15 protein-coding genes and 1 pseudogene are annotated in these 19603 nt (G+C 47.4%); 10 read left to right on the top strand and 6 right to left on the bottom strand.

From position 1 onward, the window contains the following. Window positions 1-321: 321 nt before the first annotated feature. Window positions 322-654, top strand: coding sequence for a DUF3784 domain-containing protein (locus FKZ59_RS03025; RefSeq protein WP_141601255.1), 333 nt, complete (start codon window positions 322-324; stop codon window positions 652-654). Window positions 655-883: 229 nt separating this feature from the next. Here the strand turns inward: FKZ59_RS03025 and FKZ59_RS03020 are convergent, their stop codons facing one another. The 4 genes and pseudogenes from FKZ59_RS03020 to FKZ59_RS03005 all read right to left on the bottom strand — a co-directional run bounded on the left by FKZ59_RS03020 (window position 884) and on the right by FKZ59_RS03005 (window position 5034). Next, window positions 884-2251, bottom strand: coding sequence for an RsmF rRNA methyltransferase first C-terminal domain-containing protein (locus FKZ59_RS03020; RefSeq protein ID WP_141601254.1), 1368 nt, complete (start codon window positions 2249-2251; stop codon window positions 884-886). Window positions 2252-2453: 202 nt separating this feature from the next. After that, complete coding sequence (locus FKZ59_RS03015) at window positions 2454-3503, bottom strand: DUF4179 domain-containing protein (RefSeq protein ID WP_141601253.1); 1050 nt, start codon at window positions 3501-3503, stop codon at window positions 2454-2456. A gap of 19 nt (window positions 3504-3522) precedes the next feature. Then, window positions 3523-4030: pseudogene (locus tag FKZ59_RS15190) on the bottom strand (sigma-70 family RNA polymerase sigma factor); the annotation flags it as partial. Window positions 4031-4239: 209 nt separating this feature from the next. After that, window positions 4240-5034, bottom strand: coding sequence for a carbon-nitrogen family hydrolase (locus FKZ59_RS03005; protein WP_141601252.1), 795 nt, complete (start codon window positions 5032-5034; stop codon window positions 4240-4242). A 160-nt stretch (window positions 5035-5194) separates the two neighbouring features. Between FKZ59_RS03005 and FKZ59_RS03000 the strand changes: the two genes are divergently transcribed. The 6 genes from FKZ59_RS03000 to FKZ59_RS02975 all read left to right on the top strand — a co-directional run bounded on the left by FKZ59_RS03000 (window position 5195) and on the right by FKZ59_RS02975 (window position 14110). After that, window positions 5195-6385, top strand: coding sequence for a pyridoxal phosphate-dependent aminotransferase (locus FKZ59_RS03000; protein ID WP_141601251.1), 1191 nt, complete (start codon window positions 5195-5197; stop codon window positions 6383-6385). A gap of 180 nt (window positions 6386-6565) precedes the next feature. Further along, window positions 6566-9160 (top strand): ATP-dependent Clp protease ATP-binding subunit, encoded by a 2595-nt coding sequence (locus tag FKZ59_RS02995; RefSeq protein ID WP_141601250.1) that lies wholly within the window; start codon window positions 6566-6568, stop codon window positions 9158-9160. A 227-nt stretch (window positions 9161-9387) separates the two neighbouring features. Beyond that, entirely contained in the window at window positions 9388-10731 is a 1344-nt protein-coding gene (gene lpdA / locus FKZ59_RS02990; RefSeq protein WP_141601249.1) for a dihydrolipoyl dehydrogenase, read from the top strand. A 147-nt stretch (window positions 10732-10878) separates the two neighbouring features. Further along, window positions 10879-11814 carry a thiamine pyrophosphate-dependent dehydrogenase E1 component subunit alpha gene (locus FKZ59_RS02985; protein WP_408057428.1) on the top strand — a complete coding sequence of 312 codons (936 nt, stop codon included), beginning with the start codon at window positions 10879-10881 and terminating at the stop codon, window positions 11812-11814. A 30-nt stretch (window positions 11815-11844) separates the two neighbouring features. Next, window positions 11845-12879, top strand: coding sequence for an alpha-ketoacid dehydrogenase subunit beta (locus tag FKZ59_RS02980; protein ID WP_141601247.1), 1035 nt, complete (start codon window positions 11845-11847; stop codon window positions 12877-12879). A 16-nt stretch (window positions 12880-12895) separates the two neighbouring features. Then, complete coding sequence (locus tag FKZ59_RS02975; RefSeq protein WP_141601246.1) at window positions 12896-14110, top strand: dihydrolipoamide acetyltransferase family protein; 1215 nt, start codon at window positions 12896-12898, stop codon at window positions 14108-14110. A 136-nt stretch (window positions 14111-14246) separates the two neighbouring features. Here FKZ59_RS02975 and FKZ59_RS02970 read toward each other — a convergent pair whose 3' ends face one another. Together FKZ59_RS02970 and FKZ59_RS02965 are read right to left on the bottom strand one after the other, a co-directional pair. After that, window positions 14247-15203, bottom strand: coding sequence for an ATP-grasp domain-containing protein (locus FKZ59_RS02970; RefSeq protein ID WP_141601245.1), 957 nt, complete (start codon window positions 15201-15203; stop codon window positions 14247-14249). After that, window positions 15204-16262: an LLM class flavin-dependent oxidoreductase gene (locus FKZ59_RS02965; RefSeq protein ID WP_141601244.1), complete on the bottom strand. Its 1059-nt coding sequence runs from the start codon at window positions 16260-16262 to the stop codon at window positions 15204-15206. Window positions 16263-16452: 190 nt separating this feature from the next. Between FKZ59_RS02965 and FKZ59_RS02960 the strand changes: the two genes are divergently transcribed. The 3 genes from FKZ59_RS02960 to FKZ59_RS02950 are packed head-to-tail and all read left to right on the top strand — an operon-like array spanning window position 16453 to window position 19601. Next, window positions 16453-17742: an O-acetylhomoserine aminocarboxypropyltransferase/cysteine synthase family protein gene (locus tag FKZ59_RS02960; RefSeq protein WP_141601243.1), complete on the top strand. Its 1290-nt coding sequence runs from the start codon at window positions 16453-16455 to the stop codon at window positions 17740-17742. 5 nt (window positions 17743-17747) lie between these two features. Continuing rightward, window positions 17748-18746, top strand: a complete 999-nt coding sequence (locus FKZ59_RS02955; protein ID WP_328216034.1) for an aliphatic sulfonate ABC transporter substrate-binding protein — start codon at window positions 17748-17750, stop codon at window positions 18744-18746. A gap of 15 nt (window positions 18747-18761) precedes the next feature. Beyond that, window positions 18762-19601 (top strand): ABC transporter permease, encoded by an 840-nt coding sequence (locus tag FKZ59_RS02950; RefSeq protein ID WP_408057425.1) that lies wholly within the window; start codon window positions 18762-18764, stop codon window positions 19599-19601. The last annotated feature ends 2 nt before the right edge of the window (window positions 19602-19603 follow it).

Below are 19603 nucleotides of genomic sequence, written 5' to 3'. Positions count from 1 at the left end.
ATAAACAAGTCGTGTGCCTATGAAATTCAGTGTTTTTTTCTAGGATCCGCATCGCGAAATCTTTGATATAACAGCATTTTGGCCATTTTCATTTGCCTAAAATGGCCTCAAAACTGTCGAACTCGGGGTTGAAATCCTGCTTCATTATAACAAAAGCCCCAATGGTGTTCATTAATCTTGAAAAAAACCTGAAGATTTGGAGAAATTACAGAAAATTCCATATGAAATAACTGAATTTTAAATTATTTACATTAACAAAATATAAATATATCAATCAATACCCAATTTCCTTATAATCAAAGAAAGGAGGCGAATAAAGGCATGAATGAAAAATTGGCCCTGATTATGATTAACGGGATCATCGCGGTGCCCATGCTGCTGCTTGCTTTTTATTTATACAAAGGAAAAGGCGGCTTTTTGATCGCCGGTTATAATACATTGCCGGAAGAAGAAAAAGCCAAGTACGACGAACCCGCCTTATGCCGGTTTGTCGGCAAAAACATGTTCGTTTTGGCCGGGCTGATGGTCGTATGGACGATAGCGGAGATATTTGAAATATTATGGTTGCTGATTGCGGGAATCGCCCTGTTTGTCGGCGTCGTGGTTTTTATGATCATTTATTTGAACACCGGAAACCGGTTCAGGAAAAGTTGATTCAGGCGCCTCCGCAACGGCCCAAAACAAAACACCCCCCAAAGCCGTAAAAAGCAGCCTCGAGAGGTTATTTCTAATGTATGTGGAAATGTTCAATTGTTGACTTGTGCAGGGTAGATTTTCATTTTTTGTAAAACATTTGGGGCAAAGCCGCAACAAATGAAAATCCCGCCAGGATGCAACAACCTGCGCGAAACATAAAGCGGCAGCCTGCCAGCGCAGGCGCCTGCTATCCCATCCAGCGCAGGCCTTTCGGATAATGGTTTTTCATCACATTTCCGGCAAGCTTGCCCCAGCCGATGGAATAGCCGTCCACGGTCATCAGATACCAGCCTTTTGGACCGCCTGCCTGCAAGGTTTCCCCTTTCAAATAAGCGAGGATTTCCTCCGAATCCGCGGGAAGATTCCACACGTTTTTCGCATCCTCCCCGCTTAGTGCCAAAGCGAGGGCATGGGAAGGCTCGAAGCGGTTTTTCTTGAACGTTCCCAAATGCAGGCCCGGACGCAGCACCTTCAGTTGATCCAAAGCCGGCGCCTCTTCCGGCAGCGCATACAGTTGATCATGGAATGCGATGAAATTTCCGGAAGGCGTCCTGTTCAATGTTTCGCCTGCAAATTGCTGATAGGCCTTCAACATTTTCGGATCGAGTTTCGATTTGGCATATTTGATGCGGGGCGCCTCATCCCCGTCCACCTTTTTCAGCACGGCGATGTAATGCCCTTCCCCTTTCACGAGATGGGGCCAAATGCGGATCGTCTTCTCAATGCCGGGAGCCGCCTTTTCCACCCAATCGGCTCTTCCCGGGCTGAAGCCTTCGTACACTTCCACTTGCTCAATTTCAAAGTTCGGATACTTTTCAAGGAAGCGGCTGATTGTTCCCTCGTTTTCTTCCGGCGAGAAGGTGCATGTGGAATAGACGAGCCGTCCCCCCGGCTTCAACATGCTTTGGGCATGGTCGAGGATTTCGTCCTGCCGTCTTGCGCAAAGGGCCACATTTTCCGGACTCCAGTGCAGGCGGGCTTCTTCATCTTTCCGGAACATCCCTTCCCCGGAGCAAGGAGCATCGACCAGGATCCGGTCGAAAAAGCCGGGGAAACGGACGGCAAGACGCTCAGGCGTTTCATTTACCACAATGGCGTTTTGGATGCCCATCCGTTCCACGTTCTGCGATAAAATTTTCGCCCGCTGCGGATGGATTTCATTGGAAACGAGCAGTCCTTCCCCCCGCATTTCGGAGGCAAGGTGGGTCGTCTTCCCTCCCGGCGCCGCGCACAAGTCGAGGATGCGCTCTCCCGGCCGGGGATCCGCCAATTCCCCTACCGCCATCGCGCTCGGCTCTTGGATATAATACAACCCCGCTTCATGGTAAGGGTGTTTTCCTGGCCGTTCATTGCCAGGATAAAAATAGCCTTCCTTCACCCAAGGGATTTTCTCGGTTGTAAAAGGATTCATTTGTAAAAATTCATCTATTGAAATTTTTAGCGTGTTTATTCGCAAGCCCTGATTCTTCTCTTCTTCATAGCTTCGAATAAAGGCATCATATTCTTCTTGCAATAAGTTTTTCATTTTTTCTTGAAAGGTTTGTGGAAGATTCAATTTATTCACCTCAAAAAGTATATTATCATTCATTTTGATATTTGGGGTGGTGAACATATTTTTATTAACCGTATTGGTGAAGATATTTACTGATATTGTGAAATTAGAAATATTAACTATTCCATTATTATTTGGTGATTTGCCCAAACAGGGCTATAATCAAAAAAGGACGTCTGTAAATTCAGGACGCCCTTTTCAATCATTAAGGTATTTTCACTGTAAATGGTTCAAATTTAACATCTTTTAGCCCACTATAATCCTTTTCGATATATTGACCGTTTTCATCTGCCCCGCCACCACTCGATGGAATCTCCAAATATGGGGTAATGGTCAATTCCGTCACCTTTGAGTCAATTGGATCAAATTGCTTTTTACTTTTATACACGATGGCATCTTTCATTCTTTCCCCTGTCACTCCGCCTGACAGGTTTGTCAGTTTGTTGCCATCTTGGTCTACTACTAGGAAATCGATATATTGCCCTCTCGTTTTATCAAAATCGTCCACTTTTTCAGAACTCTCAAAAGATACACTTACACCTGTTTTGCTTATGGACACTTCTGTTACCTTGAGTTGTATGCCATCTACTGTTTGTTCATGTTGAACAGGAATTGTTTTTATGTCTTTTATTTTCTTGATTGGCGTTGAGAAGTGCCATTTTTCCCCTTTTTCTCCCTTAAGCGTTAGCCCCAGTTCAAATTGGTCAGGCATCTCTTCGGTAATGCCGATCATTTGAATGGCTGTACGAGTGGTTGATGAAATCATTTCTTCTCCATAAGAACCTGAAACTGCTTTAGGCAATTTTCCATTAATCGTAATATCCATGCCTGCACCGAAATAATGTTCACCTAATTCCCTTTCAGACTCAATAATGAGGCCGATTGTAATATTGCTTTGATCAGATAGAACCTCATTTAACGTAACGGATATTCCATTAATTGTTTGTGTTTCGCCAATTTCGTCGATTAACCCTTCTTGGTAGGCATTTTGTAAACCCATTAAGTCGGAATCGCCAAAAACAGAACCGATTAAAGGGATTTTCGATAAACTCGTTGCAATCGCAGGAGAATATTGAGCTGAAATAAATAATAATCCAAATACTGCAGCCACACAGCTTAAAAGATAAGTGATTTTTCTTTTATATAAAGGAGCTTTCACCTTTCCATCCATTTGCTCTTGTGCTTGAGCAATTCCAGTGCGAATCGCCGATCGAACTTCGGCTTGCGGAAACACATCGAAATGTTGTTCTTTCATTGAACTTATAACTCCTTTCCAGTTCATTTTTTAAATGTTTTTTTGCTCTTCGCAAATAGGTTTTGATTGTTCCAACCGGTTTTCCCATCACTTCAGCAATATCCCGAATAGACAGGTCGTGATAGTAAAATAAAATAATCGAGGTTTGATAGGATTCATTTAACTTTGATAATGCTTCGCCTAAATGTAAAGAATCAGATGGCAGCTCCTGTTTGTGTTCCATTTTCCTTAATAGTTCCATTTCATCGTACGGAATCATTCGATCGCGTTTCTTCCAATAATTGGTAGCATTCACGAATGAGAATTCTGAAGAGCCATGTCGAGAAATATTCGGGATTTCGCAAATCTTTAATCGCTAAAAACGCTTTGCAAGTTGTTTCTTGGATAACGTCCAGTGCGTCTTCTTTCCTTCCAACATAGGAAAGCGCTTTATAATAAAGCATTTGTTCTTCTTTAAAAAGCAATTGTTCAAAGGCTTGCGCATCTCCTTTGATTGCTTTTTTCACTAGTTCGATATCATGTTTCACTCTCTTAATCCTCCTTTCATTAATTAGAGCTTCCGGAATAAAGGAAAAGTTTCAAAGGATTAAAGTTTTTTATCGACAGTCAAAAAACCTCTATTTCTGGTATGCAATAATTGCCAACACCATTCAAAAAAATGACGTCCACTCAAGTTTCAATAAATCCAATAAAAAAACCGAGCATCCCATCCTGCTCGGTCCATAGATCCAATCCTTTACTTTTGCTCCACCACTTTCCCGTACAATTCCGGGCGGCGGTCGTCATATACCGGAATTCGTGTGCGGACTTCATCCACTTTTGAAAAATCTACGTCAATGACCGCCAACTCTTCATCTTCTGCGCCGGTCCATAACACTTCACCCCAAGGTTCAATCACCATGGACTGCCCATTGAAGTTTTCAGGTTTGCGGGAAATCCGGTTCACTGCCACAACGAAGCATTGATTTTCAATGGCGCGGGCTTGCAACAAAATTTTCCAATGATCAATCCGCGGAGTCGGCCATTGGGCGGAAACGAACAGCACTTTCGCCCCGGCCAATGCATGGGCCCGGAGCCATTCAGGAAAGCGGATATCATAGCAAATGACAGCCGCTGCCGGAAGATCGTCCAAATCGAAGCGGTTCATGGAATTCCCCGCTTCCAAGTACTTCTCCTCATCCATCAATCTGAACAAATGGGCTTTGCTATATTCGCTCACCAATTCCCCATCGCGGTTCACCACATACATCGTATTATAAAACTTGCCGTTTCGCTTTGTCGCGACAGAGCCTCCGACAATATGTACATTCAGCTCCCGGGCAAGGCGTTGAAGAAAGGCTTTCGTGCGGTCGCCGTTTTCGTCCGCCAATTCCTCCAACTTTTCCAGGGCATAACCGGTATTCCACATTTCGGGCAATACCACAATTTCAGCGCCCTTCTCAACCGCTTCGCGAATCAGCCGCTCCGCCCGTTCGAAGTTTTCCTCCACCTTCCCAAACCCGACATTCATTTGAATGCAACCAATTTTCATCTCAAATCCCCCTAGACAATTTTTCAAAAAAATAATAATATTCCTACATATCTACTTATAATTATAAACGGGAATTTCCTTAAAATACAGAATGACAGATTTTGAGAATTCCATCAAGTTGTACCTTAACCGACTAAATCAATAAGAAAAGAGGATGCACATGGAATTATCCGATAAACTCCAAAAACTCCCTACTCAATTTTTTGCTTCCCTTGTGCAAAAAGTCAATGCTGCGATTGCGGAAGGACGCGATGTAATCAATTTGGGGCAAGGCAATCCGGACCGCCCGACCCCTCCCCACATCGTCAGAGCGCTCCAGGAAGCGGCAGCCGATCCTGCCACCCATAAATATTCCCTTTTCCGTGGCATGCCCGAACTTAAACAGGCGGCAGCCGGCTTCTACAAAAGAGAATACAATGTGGACATCGACCCGGAGAAGGAAGTGGCCATTTTGGGCGGCGCAAAGGCCGGCCTGGTCGAGCTGCCGTTGTGTGTGCTCAATCCCGGCGACTATATGCTGCTTCCGGATCCGGGGTATCCCGACTATTTATCCGGTCCGGTGTTGGCGGAAGTCCATTTCGATACCATGCCCTTGCTTGAGGAAAATGATTTTCTCCCGGATTATGACGCTTTGCCTGATGAAGTGAAAAGGCGGGCAAAATTGATGTATTTGAACTATCCAAACAATCCGACGGGCGCCACAGCCGATTTGGCGTTCTTCGAAAAAACGGCGCAATTTGCAAAAGAACACAGTATTGCCGTTGTTCACGATTTCGCATACGGAGCCCTTGGATTCGACGGGAAGAAACCGGTCAGCTTCCTGCAAGCGGAAGGGGCAAAAGAAGTCGGCATCGAGTTTTACACATTATCCAAAACCTATAACATGGCCGGCTGGCGCGTCGCTTTTGCGGTGGGAAACCGCAGCATCATTGAAGCCATCAACTTGTTGCAAGACCATCTGTTCTGCAGCCTCTTCCCTGCCGTACAGCGCGCGGCCGCCTATGCATTGAATGGCGATCAATCCTGTGTGGAAGAATTGCGAAACATTTACGAATCCCGCCGCAATGTGCTGGTGGAAGAAGCCCGCCGGATCGGATGGAACGTAAAAGCGCCAAAAGGCTCCTTCTTTGCATGGTTGCCGGTTCCGGAAGGGTTTACGAGCCAAGAATTTTCCGATTACCTATTGGAAAAAGCGGATGTGGCAGTCGCAAGCGGAAACGGATTCGGCGAGCACGGCGAAGGCTATATCCGGGTCGGCCTGCTGGTGGAGGAAGAACGGATCCGCGAAGCCATCCGCCGCATTGAAGCATTAGGAATTTTCCAAAAAAACAAAGCAAAAGTTCAGAAATGAACTCACCCCCTCCCCTTCGAACAGGCGGAGGGGGTAAAATTTTTGCCCGTCTCCCTCCCATATCTTCAAAGATCTACGGTTCAATTGACGAAAAATTCAGAAATAAGATTGATTTTCGCAGGATTTTTCGCTTACGATAGATTTACAACAATTGGCCACTCCACAGAAAAGGGTGATAACATGACCATAAAATATACAATCGCCGTAAAAGAAGGAATCCTTCATGCGAAAAAGATGGCCCAAAAGAAGTTGCACTACCAGCTGGATATTCCCCATCTCTGGGCCGCTTTGCTGCAACCGGGCCACTTTGCCTACAACTTTTACCGGGAATTAAACATTGATATGGATGAACTGATTCAACTCGTCAATAAGGAAGTGGACAAAATCCCATCTATATCGGGCACGGAAATCGCCTATGGAGAAAAAGAAAGCCAGCGCCTGAAAAGGCTGTTCAAACAGGCGGAAATCGAAGCGGAACGTCTGCGGGACCGCTTTATTTCCGTCGAACATTTGATGATTGCCCTGTTTGAACAGGATTTTAATCCGATCACAAAATATTTGACCCAACATCATGTAACCAAAGAGTCCATCTATGAAAAATTGAATCAAACGCGGGACGGGCAAAGCGTCACATCCGACCATCAGGAAGCGCTGTACGATTCATTAAACAAATATGCGGTCAATTTGAATCAAAGATACATAGACGGAAAAGTGGACCGGGTTGTCGGCAGGGAAAAAGAAATCAACGATATCATCCGCATTCTGACAAGAAAAAATAAAAATAATGCGATATTGATAGGAAGCCCCGGGGTTGGGAAAACCGCCATCGTCGAAGGCTTGGTCCAAAAAATTGTGAACAAAGAGGTTCCAAATAATTTGCGCGACAAAGTCGTCTACAGTCTCGACATGGGCTCCCTTCTCGCAGGAGCCAAATACCGCGGGGAATTTGAAGAAAAATTAAAAGCCGTATTAAACGATGTGAAAAAATCCAATAATCGGATCATTCTCTTCATTGATGAAATCCACACGATTGTCGGCGCAGGACGGACAGAAGGCTCCATGGATGCCGGAAATATCATAAAGCCGATGCTTGCCCGCGGGGAACTTCGCTGCATTGGCGCAACCACGCAAGATGAATACCGGGAATATATCGAAAAAGACAAGGCATTGGAGCGCCGTTTCCAACGGGTGATCGTCAATGAGCCGTCCATTGAGGCAACCATCGAAATACTGCGGGGCATCAAAGAAGATTATGAATTGTATCACGAAACACTGATTACGGATGAAGCCATCGAAGCGGCGGCCAAACTTTCGAAACGCTACATCACCGACCGGTATTTGCCGGATAAAGCCATTGACCTGATGGATGAAGCGAGCGCAGTAAAACGGATTTCCTTAAATGAAGTCCCCCGTTCCATCAAGAACATCAACGAACAAATTTTGCGGACAAAAATCGCCCTTTATAAGCAAGATTTGGACCCCGACCCGACATTGGACAGGAACGCCCTTGAACGGCAGCTGAAAAGTTTGGAAAGCGAAAAAGAAAAAATGGAGAAGCAATGGGCAAAAGAGCTGGAACTGCTCCATTTCATGCAGCGGGAAAAAAGGAATTTGGCAAGATTGCATAAATTATATGAAAAAGCGGTAAAGAACAATGACGTCGGCCAAATCGTCCAATTGGACACCCATGACATTCCCGCATCGCAAAAGCGGCTAAAAGAGCTGGAACAACAATGGGAGTCGCTAAGGGAAACAGAAACCTTCATCGATAATGTGGTAACCGCCGAAGATATCGGGCGCGTCGTGGAAAGACTGACCGGAATCAAAATCACGGGCGTCATGGAAAATGAACGGAATCGGCTATTGCATTTGGAAGACGAAATACACAAATACATCGTGGGACAAGATGAAGCGGTGAAAAAAGTGACCCACGCCGTCCTGCGTTCAAGGGCCGGAATCAAAAATCCGAATAAACCGACCGGCTCGTTCCTGTTCCTCGGACCTACGGGCGTCGGCAAAACGAAACTCGCCAAAGTGCTGGCAAAAGTGTTGTTTGGTACAGAGCTGGATATGGTGCGTCTGGACATGTCAGAGTATATGGAAAAACACGCTGTCGCGAAACTCATCGGTCCTCCGCCGGGATACGCCGGCTATGACGAAGGGGGCCACTTGACGGAGGCGGTCCGGCATCGGCTCCATTCCATCATCGTCCTGGACGAGATCGAAAAAGCCCATCCGGATGTGTTCAATATTCTATTGCAGGTGCTCGATGAAGGAAGGCTTACGGACTCCCAGGGCCGGACGGTGGACTTTAAAAACACGATTTTAATTATGACAAGCAATATCGGATCGGAACGGCTGCTGGATTCTATTGAAAGGCATAATGCCATTACATCCGAAGCGAGGGAAGCGGTCATGAACGAATTGCGCGCCCATTTCAGGCCGGAATTTATAAACCGGATTGATGAAACCATCCTGTTCAGCCCGCTGGTGAAAGAACAAATGACGGCGATTGCCGAAATATTGATGGAAGAACTCAATGAACGGTTAAGGGAAAACAAATTGATTCTGCACGCCACTTCGGATGTCATCCAATGGATTGCGGAAAACGGATACGATCCGATATATGGGGCGCGCCCAATTCAGCGGTTTATCGTCCAGCACATCGAAACACCGCTTGCCCGGGACATCATTGCCAATCAAATCGGTGAAAATGTCCGCATTATTGTTTCCATCCAAAATGGTAAACCGGTTTTCCATTATGAACCGGTTTGATTCCCGTTTAAATGAAGGAGAGGAAGCCCTGTCCCCTCTCCCAAATTTCAACACTACAATTCTTCGAAACTGCTATTTTTTTCTTCGTATTCACATCAATTTTCTGAAAATTGTATAGACGTATTTTTTGAAATCCGATACAATTGATTTGCAACCGTTTTCATTATTCCGAAAATTCGGATTAATGAAGTTGTTCGTGCATTTGTAAAAGGAAAGAAGGTGACTCCTTGAAGAGCTTTGATGTGCTCATTATCGGAGCCGGGCCCGGCGGATATGTAGCTGCGGAAGAAGCCGCACAGCTGGGGAACTCAGTGGCGGTGATTGAAAGAAATGCCGTCGGCGGCTGCTGCCTCAACGTCGGCTGCATCCCTTCCAAAGCGTATTTGCAATACAGCCGCTGGTTGTCCGCCGTACAAGCCCTGAATAAGAACGGTATATCGGTTGCAGTGAATCAAATCGATTTCCCCTCCGTTGTGAGAAGGAAAAACAAAATCATCTCCACCCTGCAATCGGGCATCCATATGACCTTTAAAAGAAATGGCATCCATTATATTACAGGAGAAGCGAAACACGTAGAAGGCAAAATTTTTGAAGTGAATGGAGAGCGATACTACGGAAAACATGTATTGCTTGCCACGGGCGGCGCCCCCTTCATCCCGGACATCCCGGGTTTAAGCGATATCGATTATTTGACGACGAACACCTTTTTTGACATGGAGACATTGCCGAATCGCTTGGCCATCATCGGCGGCGGGGTGATTGGCGTGGAATTGGCCTATGCGATGAAAAGTTTCGGCACCGATGTCACGATCATTGAAGCCGCACCGGACATATTGTTGACGGTCGACCCGGACGCCCGTTCCATTGTGAAAGAAAAGCTTCAGAGCATGGGAATAAAAATCATTGTAGAAGCTTCCGTCCAAAAAGTGAAAAAAGGAAGCGTCCTTCTTTCCGATGAAGAGATTCCTTTTGATCGGCTTCTGGTGGCGACAGGCAGAAAACAAAACCTGGAAATCCCGATGGCGATGGGACTTGAACTGGATGAAAGAAAACAATTTGTCAAAGTAAACGAATACTATGAAACGAGCATGAAAAACGTTTATGCGGTCGGCGATTTAATCGGCGGCCATACACTCGCCCATGCGGCCAGTGCGGAAGGCGTAAAAGCCGTCCGTGCCATAAACGGAAAAAAAGAAAGGCCCGTATCACCATACAGCATCCCCCGCCCTCTTTTCATCGATCCGGAAGTTTCCGAATTCGGGATGAGCGAAGAAGAAGCAAGAAAAAAAGGCTATGACGTAATCGTCGAAAAAATGCCGTTTTCATTCAATGGACGGGCCATTTGCGCCAATGAAACGGAAGGCTTTGTCAAAATCATATCCGAAACGAGGTACCGGGAAATATTGGGGGCCGTCATTGTCGGACCCGACGCGGCGGACCTGATCCACCAAATCCTTGCCGTCCGCGAAGCTGAAGGTACCGTCGATGAATTGGCGAATACTGTCTTCGCCCACCCTACCGTTTCGGAGTTGATCCAGGAAACAGCAAAAAGAATAATGAAACATCAATAAATCAAAGGAGGAATCAAAATGGCGGAAAAAACGAAAGGCATGCCCAAATTGTTTGCGAGCGTCGATACGTCGGTGAAGGAATTGGTGGATTTGGAGATTCGCGCAGCTACCGATGCTGTGGAATTGACGAAAGACAAAGCAAAATCCATGTACAAATCAATGGAAGATATCCGAAATTTTGAAGAAAATGTAAAACGTTTCTTCGCTGCCGGTGAAATTCCGGGGTTCGTGCACTTGTACGCCGGTGAAGAAGCCATTGCTGTCGGTGTTTGTGCCCATCTGACAGATGAAGACTACATAACCAGCACCCACCGCGGACACGGGCACTGTATTGCCAAAGGCGGCGATTTAAAAGGAATGATGGCCGAAATCTTCGGGAAAGCGACAGGCCTTTGCAAAGGTAAAGGCGGTTCCATGCACATCGCCGACATGGACAAAGGGATTTTAGGAGCCAACGGAATGGTTGGCGGCGGTTTCGGGCTGGCAACCGGCGCGGCCATGCGCAACAAATATAAGAAAACGGACCGGGTTGCCGTTTGTTTCTTCGGTGACGGCGCGGCCAACGAAGGCGTATTCCACGAATGTTTGAATATGGCGTCCATCTGGAAGCTGCCGGTGATTTTTGTATGTGAGAACAACCTCTTCGCCGAATCCACTCCTCAATGGTATTCTTCCGCTTCCCGCACAATCGCGGAAAGAGCCGTCGCCTATAATATGCCTGGCGTCCGGGTGAATGGAAAAGATGTCGTCGCCGTTTATGAAGCGGCCGGCAAAGCCATTGAACGCGCGCGCAAAGGCGAAGGTCCGACGTTAATCGAATGCGTCACTTACCGGAACCACGGACACTTTGAAGGTGACGAACAGACTTACAAAGCGCCCAGCGGAGAAGAAAAAGAATGGGCGGAAGTGGATCCGCTCGAAGTTTTCCGCCAATACGCCATCGAAAACGGCTTGCTGACGGAAGAAGAATTGGATCAATTGAGAGAAGAATCCATCCGCGATATTGAAGAGGCGATCAAATTCGCCAAAGAAAGTCCGGAACCATCGCCTGAATCGCTCTATGAAGATGTTTTTGCGGACTAATCTAAAAAACTTGGAAAGGAGTTATAGAGAATGGCCAGAGAAATTTTATTCATGAACGCACTCAATGAAGCGCTTGACCAAGCGATGGCAAAAGATGAAAACGTCATTTTATTAGGTGAAGATATTGCAGGCGGCGCGGAAGTCCAACATTTGGAAGAAGCCAACGAAGATGCCTGGGGCGGCGTAATGGGCGTCACCCGCGGCCTTGCACCGAAATACGGCCGTGAGCGGGTCATCGATACGCCGCTATCCGAAATGGGTTATATGGCTGCGGCCGTTGGGATGGCCGTAACCGGTCTGCGCCCTGTGGCCGAGCTGATGTTCAGCGACTTTATCGGCTTTTGCTTTGACTCCATCATCGGACAAGGTTCGAAGATGCGATACATGTTCGGAGGAAAAGCGAAAGTTCCCATGACGGTTCGCACAATGCACGGTGCGGGAGTGAACGCGGCCGCCCAGCACTCCGGCTCCTACTACGGACTGTTCGGTTCGATTCCCGGCGTCAAAGTCGTCGTCCCCGCAACACCATATGATGCAAAAGGGCTTCTCCTCTCCGCCATTGAAGATGACAACCTCGTCATCTTTTCGGAAGATAAAACATTGTACGGCATGAAAGGCGAAGTGCCGGAAGAGTATTATACAATCCCGATCGGCAAGGCTGCCATCAAGCGTGAAGGCAAGGACTTGACAATTGTTACCATCGGAAAAATGCTGTACGTCGGCCTGGAAGTGGCGGAAATCCTGGAAAAGGACAATGTATCGGTTGAAGTGATCGACCTGCGCACTGTTGCCCCATGGGATGAAGAAACGGTGCTGGAGTCCGTGAAGAAAACAGGCCGCTTAATTATCATCGATGAATCCAATCCGCACAACAACACGGCAACGGATATCGCTTCGGTTGTGGCAGACAAAGCTTTCGACTATTTGGACGGACCAATTAAATGCGTCTGCGCGCCAAACACACCTGTTCCATTCGCTGCCAATCTTGAAAAACTATATATTCCGGATGCGCAAAAAGTGTTGACAGTGGCAGCAGAAATCATCGATGACCTGAGAGCCAAATAGAGAGGGGGGATTCATCATGGCTACGGAAATATTGATGCCGAAACTGGGCTTGACAATGACAGAGGGCACAGTAGAACATTGGTTTGTAAATGAAGGAGATGAAGTGCAGGCAGGCGATGCAGTGGCGGAAATCAGTTCGGAGAAATTGACGAGCGAAGTCGTTGCACCGGAGTCCGGCACGATCATTAAAATTGTCGCTCAAGTGGGCGATGTCGTACCAAGCAAGGCGCCAATCGCGTATATCGGAAAACCCGGTGAACAGATCGGCTCCCCTACCCCATCAGCCGGCGCCCCGGAACCGAAGGCAGTCAAAACAGCGGCGGCAAATGAGCCCGCAAAAACGGAATCAAAGAAAAAAGATGACGGAGAAAGAATCTTTATTACGCCAATCGCCCGCAAAATGGCGAAAGAACTTGGCATCGATATCCGCAATGTCGTCGGTACAGGCGGCAATGGACGAATAACACGGCTGGATATATTAAGATATCAGGCCTCTATGGAGTCTCCGGCAAAAGACCGCGCGCCATCCGCATCGGCCGTTTCATACGGTGCCGGGCTTGCCGGTTTGCGCAAGACCATTGCCCAGCGAATGATGCGCAGCGTCCAAACAACCGCCCAAGTAACGAACCATCGAAAAGTGGATATTACCGAATTAATGAAATTCCGCGATGAGATCAAGTCAAAAGTGAAAGACCCGCTTGTCCATAATGAACTGAGCATCAATACCCTTCTTACAAAAGCGGTTGTTTTGGCATTAAAAGATACGCCGGATATGAACGCCTGGTACCATAATGGCGAATATATCCGCGTTGAGGAAGTGCATATCGGGATGGCCACAGCGGTGGAAGACGGTTTGGTCGTTCCCGTAATACAAAACGCGCATCTCATGTCTTTGTCCCAGCTTGGCGCTGCCATCAAGAAGGTGACAACCGAAGCGCGGCAAGGCACGCTGGACGGAAGCCTTTACAGCGGATCGACCTTTACGATTACAAACTTGGGCGGCTATGAAATCGAATACTTCACCCCGATCTTGAATACACCGGAAGTCGGCATTTTAGGTGTCGGCGCCATCCAAAAAGAACTGGCATTGGAGGATGGCGAAGTGGTGGAGAAATTAAAGTTGCCGCTCAGCTTAACATACGATCACCAAATTATCGATGGTGCACCGGCTGCGGAATTTTTGGGAAAAATCGCCGACTACTTGCAAGACCCTTATCGCCTGCTTTTATAAAAACGGAAATGGTTTACCCACCTTCCCTCAATTTCATTTCAACAATCAAAACGGCTTAAGCTTTCCCGAAGAAGCTTAAGCCGTTTTATTTGGTTTCACCGCCGGCAAAAGCGCGGGCCCGACTCAAAAATCTCCATCAGACCCCGCTGGCCACCGCTTTCTCTTTTTCCAGCACTTCCCCTAAAAACTTCGCCACTTCCAGCATGCCGTATTTGCCCGCTCTTGCTTCCGCATCGCTGTTGTAATTCGTATTGGTATTAATATCGTACGTATAAACGGTGCCGTTTTCATCTTTGATGAACTCGATGCCTGCGACGGCGATGTCGTTTGCCTGCAAGAACGCTTCATATTTCGCGATTTGTTCCAAATCCACATCGTCGATGATTTCAAATTTCGGTTTCTGTTCCACCTGTTCGCCGACCGGGCAGAATAAATCGTTGATCTGGCAGGCATCCGCAGGGCAAAGCTCGAACCCTTTCGATGTATCCACGCGCACGGCGTAAAAGAATTTGCCGCCGATAAATTCCGCGCGCGTAATGTAGGATTCCGGCGCCTTAATATATTCTTGGATCAGCGTAATGCCGTCCACCGGCTCTTCATAAGCCGGGCTTTCGAGATATTCCTTCAATGCGTCGATGGAATGGAATAGTTGCACGCCAAGCCCTTTCCCTGCGCGGTTGTGCTTTGTGATGAACGGCGTTTTCCCCAGACTTTCGGCCGCTTTGACAACCTGCTCCTTGCCCACCGCGCCGATTGTTTTCGGCACGCGGATTCCCGCTTTTTCAAGGGCGATGTATTGATTGATTTTGCTCAACTCCAATGATAAGGCCTTTGTTCCATTCAATACCGTGCGGCCATGATGCTCCAGCCATGCAAGGACCGCCCCCGTCAATTCCGGCGCAAAACGGTGGTTGCGCGTATGGGATGAAGCGCTCATGCGGCTGTAGAAAACCCCTTCCGGAGGCTCCTTCGTCAGATCGACCGTCCCCTCGTCCAAATGCCACAATTCATAAGGGAGGTTCAATTCATCTAAACGTTTTGTTAAATGGACTGTCCATTCATCGTTTTCGTGGATGACATAGATTTTTGACATTTATTTCACTCCTAATTTTTCTTTTCTCAATTCTTCCACCAAAGGCATCACTTTTTCGGCAAAACGGTTCATCTCTTCCAATTGAGGAGAGAATTGCAGAATCAACAGGTTCACGCCGGCATCTTCATATTCCAAAATGCGTCTTGCAATCTGCTCAGGCGTTCCGATTAAATTCGGACGCAAGCCGCGGTTGGAGACCGAATAGTCTTCCAGACTGACATTTACGTTCAGTTGGGACTTGCTGATAAAGTCCTGATATCCCGCATAGCCCGGGCTTCCTTCCGATACATCCGTGATGCGGGCCAATTCTTCCCTTGCCTCTTCTTCCGTATCCCGGCAAATGACGAACGCGGCCATTCCAAAGGTTTCAAAAGGCGGTTTTCCTAATTTCCCGCGGCGTCTTTGCATGTCGGCAAGCTTTTCCCTTACTTCTTCAACCGTTCCTCCGTGAATCACGTAAGAGTCGCAAGTTCTGGCAATCGTCTGCTTGCCCGTCTCGCTTTCCCCTCCGGCGTAGAGCGGAATATGGCGATTGCGGAGAGGCTTCGGTTCCAGGTAAGTATTTTCATATTGATAGAACTTTCCTTTATAAGAGAAAGGCGTATGATTCCATAATCCTTTCAACACTTCAATAAATTCTTCCGTGCGTGCATACCGTTCATCATGGGATGTAAACTGTCCGCCGTATTGTCTCGCCTCTTCTTCCCACCATGCGGAAACAATATTCAATGAAAGTCTTCCGCCGCTGATGTGGTCAATGTTTGTGGCCATTTTCGCAAAAGTGGCCGGGTTGTAGAATCCCGGACGGATCGCAACCAAAATTTCAAGTTTTTCCGTTACGGCGCTGATGGCAGCCGCTGTGGACCATGCGTCCATCGATGGCGCTTCGATCCCTTTAATGTCATTTAAAAACAATTCCGGAATGAGCGTCATCGAATACCCTTTCTGTTCCGCATTTTGCGCCAAGATTTTCAAATATTCAAAGGTAGTGGGCATATTTTCATCTTCCACATTTCGCAGCCAGCCGCCCCAAACTGGCATCCAAAAGCCATATTTCATCTTGAATCCGCCTTCCTTTCTTTCTTTTCGAAACTATCAGATTTTTTAATTGTACTAATCCTATCACATTACTCTATTTAATTCAATAGAATTTTTCCTACAAAACATAGTTGACACATTGGGTTAATATGATTTATCATGTTCGATAACAAAATGTTCAAAAAATTCACTCGAAGGGGAGACATTTCCAATGACCGAATTACGATTTGACACCCTCGCCGTCCATCACGGGCATACCCCGGACAGCGACTACGGCTCGAGAGCTGTTCCTATATATCAGACAACTTCCTATGTTTTTAATAGCGCCGAACATGCCAGCAAACTCTTTGCCCTGGAAGCAGAAGGACACATCTATTCCCGGATGAGCAATCCGACGGTGGATGTTTTCGAGAAACGGATGGCCGCCCTCGAGGGTGGAGTAAGCGCCGTCGCGACTTCTTCCGGCCAGGCGGCCATCACGTTGGCTTTATTGACGTTGGCAAAACCCGGCGATGAAATCATCGCTTCCTCCAATATATATGGCGGTACATACAACCTGTTGGATGCCACTTTGAGAAGGGCCGGTGTAAACGTCATTTTTGTGCCCGGCACCGATCCGAAGCAATTTGAAGAAAAAATTACAGATAGAACAAAGGCGATTTTTGCGGAAACGATCGGAAACCCCAGCCTGCATGTCCTGGATATCGAAGGAACCGCCAAAGTGGCGCATGCTCACGGCATACCGCTCGTCATCGACAGCACCTTCACGACGCCTTATATTACAAAGCCGATTGAATGGGGGGCGGACATCGTCATCCATAGCGCTACAAAGTGGATTGGCGGACACGGAACGGCCATCGCCGGCGTCATCATCGACAGCGGAAACTTCCCTTGGGACTCCGGACGCTTCCCTGAATTTACGGAGCCCGATCCGACTTACCACGGCGTGCGCTTCTACGAAAAATTCGGACGCGAAGCCTTTGCAGCAAAAGTGAGAGCACAGCTTTTAAGGGACTACGGAGCCTCTTTATCCCCTTTCAACGCTTTCCTTTTGCTGCTCGGCCTAGAAACGTTGCACCTCCGCATGCAGCGCCACTCTGAAAATGCTCTGAAACTCGCACAATATTTGGAGCGGCATGAAGCGGTGGAATGGGTCCGCTATCCGGGTCTACCAAGCCACGATTCTTATGAAAATGCCAAAAAGTATTTTCAAAACGGTTTTGGAGGCATCGTCGTTTTCGGCGTAAAAGGCGACCGGGAAACGGCCGCAAAAGTGCTGGATGAAACAAAGCTCTGGTCCCACCTCGCCAATGTCGGCGACGCCAAATCCTTGATCATCCATCCGGCGACGACAACCCACCAACAGTTGTCGAAAGAGGATCTGGCAAAAACCGGGGTTACGGAAGAAATGATCCGCCTCTCCTGCGGAATCGAAGACTTTGAAGATATCAAGGAAGACTTGGATCAGGCATTGAAAAAAGCAGTATTGCAAACCATTTAAAAGGAGTGTTTACGTTGAAAAAGAACATTGCCATAGTGCTAACCTTATTACTTACCTTCACTTTCATTCTGCAAGGATGCTCATCAAACGGCGCTTCCGGCAATAATGATGAAGAATTGAAAACCATCCGTTTGGATTACGCCTATTATTCTCCTGCCAGTCTCATATTGAAGCACCACGGCTGGGCGGAAGAAGAGTTTGGAAAAGACGGCGTCAAAGTGGAATGGACATTAAGCCAGGGAAGCAACAAAGCGTTGGAATTCCTGACTTCCAACAGCATCGATTTCGGGTCCGCGGCCGGAGCGGCGACATTGATTACCAAAACGAAAGATGTGCCGATCAAAAACATCTATATCGCTTCCACTCCCGAATGGACGGCTCTCCTTACAAAAGATCCTTCCATCCAAAAGGTGGAAGATTTGAAAGGAAAGAAAGTCGCGGCCACTTACGGCACGGATCCATACATCTTCCTGCTTCGGGCATTGAATGAAGCCGGTTTGTCCGAAAAGGATATTCAATTCGTCAACTTGCAGCACCAGGACGGCTACCAGGCTTTATTAAAAGGCGATGTGGATGCCTGGGCAGGCCTTGATCCGATCATGGCGACGGCCGAATTGAAAGGCGGCGCAAAAATTTTCTATCGGAACATCGATTTCAATACGTACAACTTCCTGAATGTCCGGAAAGAGTTTGCGGAAAAACATCCGGAAGCGGTGGAAAAAGTGATCCGATTGTATGAAAAAGCCCGCGCATGGATTCTTGAACATCCGGAAGAAACGGCGGAAATCATCGCAAAAGAGGCCCAAATTGATTTGGACGTAGCGAAAAAGCAATTGGACCGCACAAAATTTGATGTATACATCCCATCCGATGAACAAAAAGAAGCCCTTCATGCGGCAGGAGACATCTTGCAAAAAGCGGGCGTCATCGATCAGAAAGCGGATTTAACAAAACATATTGATGAATTGATCGACCCATCTTTTGCCGAAAAAGCAAGTAAATAAGGAGGTTTACCGGATTTGAGCAAAAAAGCGACCGAAATACCCCAAACAATCCCTCTTTCGTTTGAAACGAAAAAAACCGGGAAAAAGAAAAGAAATCCGAACATATTGCTCGGCTTTATCTTGCCTGTCCTGCTGCTTGCCGTCTGGACGGCCGCAACGGAAACAGGATTCATTCCGTCCTACCAGCTCCCTTCACCAAAGAATGTCATTGAACGGATTGTGCGCCTTGTGCAGGACGGTTCTTTATGGTCCCATGTCGGCATCACGTTTTACCGGGTCGGCATCGGCTTCTTCATCGGCACGCTGGCCGCGGTACTACTAGGTTCTGTTGTCGGATTTTACAGCAAAGCCGAAAAAATCTTCGACCCGATCATCCAGGCGTTCAAATCGATTCCTTCCCTGGCCTGGGTGCCCCTCTTCATCTTATGGATGGGCATCGGGGAAGCGTCCAAAATCAGCTTAATCGCTGTCGGGGTCTTCTTCCCTGTGTATTTGAACATCGTCAGCGGCATTTTGAACGTGGACCGCAAATTGATCGAAGTCGGGAAAGTATATCGCTTGAGCCATTTCCAATTGGTCAAACGCATCATCTTCCCGGCGAGCCTCCCTTCCTTTTTCACCGGGCTCCGGAGCGGGCTCGGATTGGGATGGATGTTCGTCGTTGCCGCTGAATTGATGGGGGCGAGCGAAGGATTGGGGTATCTATTGGTGATCGGCCAAAACTCCTCCTCCCCCGACATCATCATTGCCAGCATCCTATTGTTCGCGATTGTCGGAAAGTTGACGGACTGGTTCGTGAAAATCATTGAAAATAAAGTATTGGCTTGGCGGGATACAAGCGCGATAGGAGGGTAAAT

The organism is Ureibacillus terrenus (assembly GCF_006569205.1).
Classification (GTDB): domain Bacteria; phylum Bacillota; class Bacilli; order Bacillales_A; family Planococcaceae; genus Ureibacillus; species Ureibacillus terrenus.
Note: the sequence above shows the minus strand (reverse complement) of the source record. Positions and strands in the feature narration are given on the sequence as shown.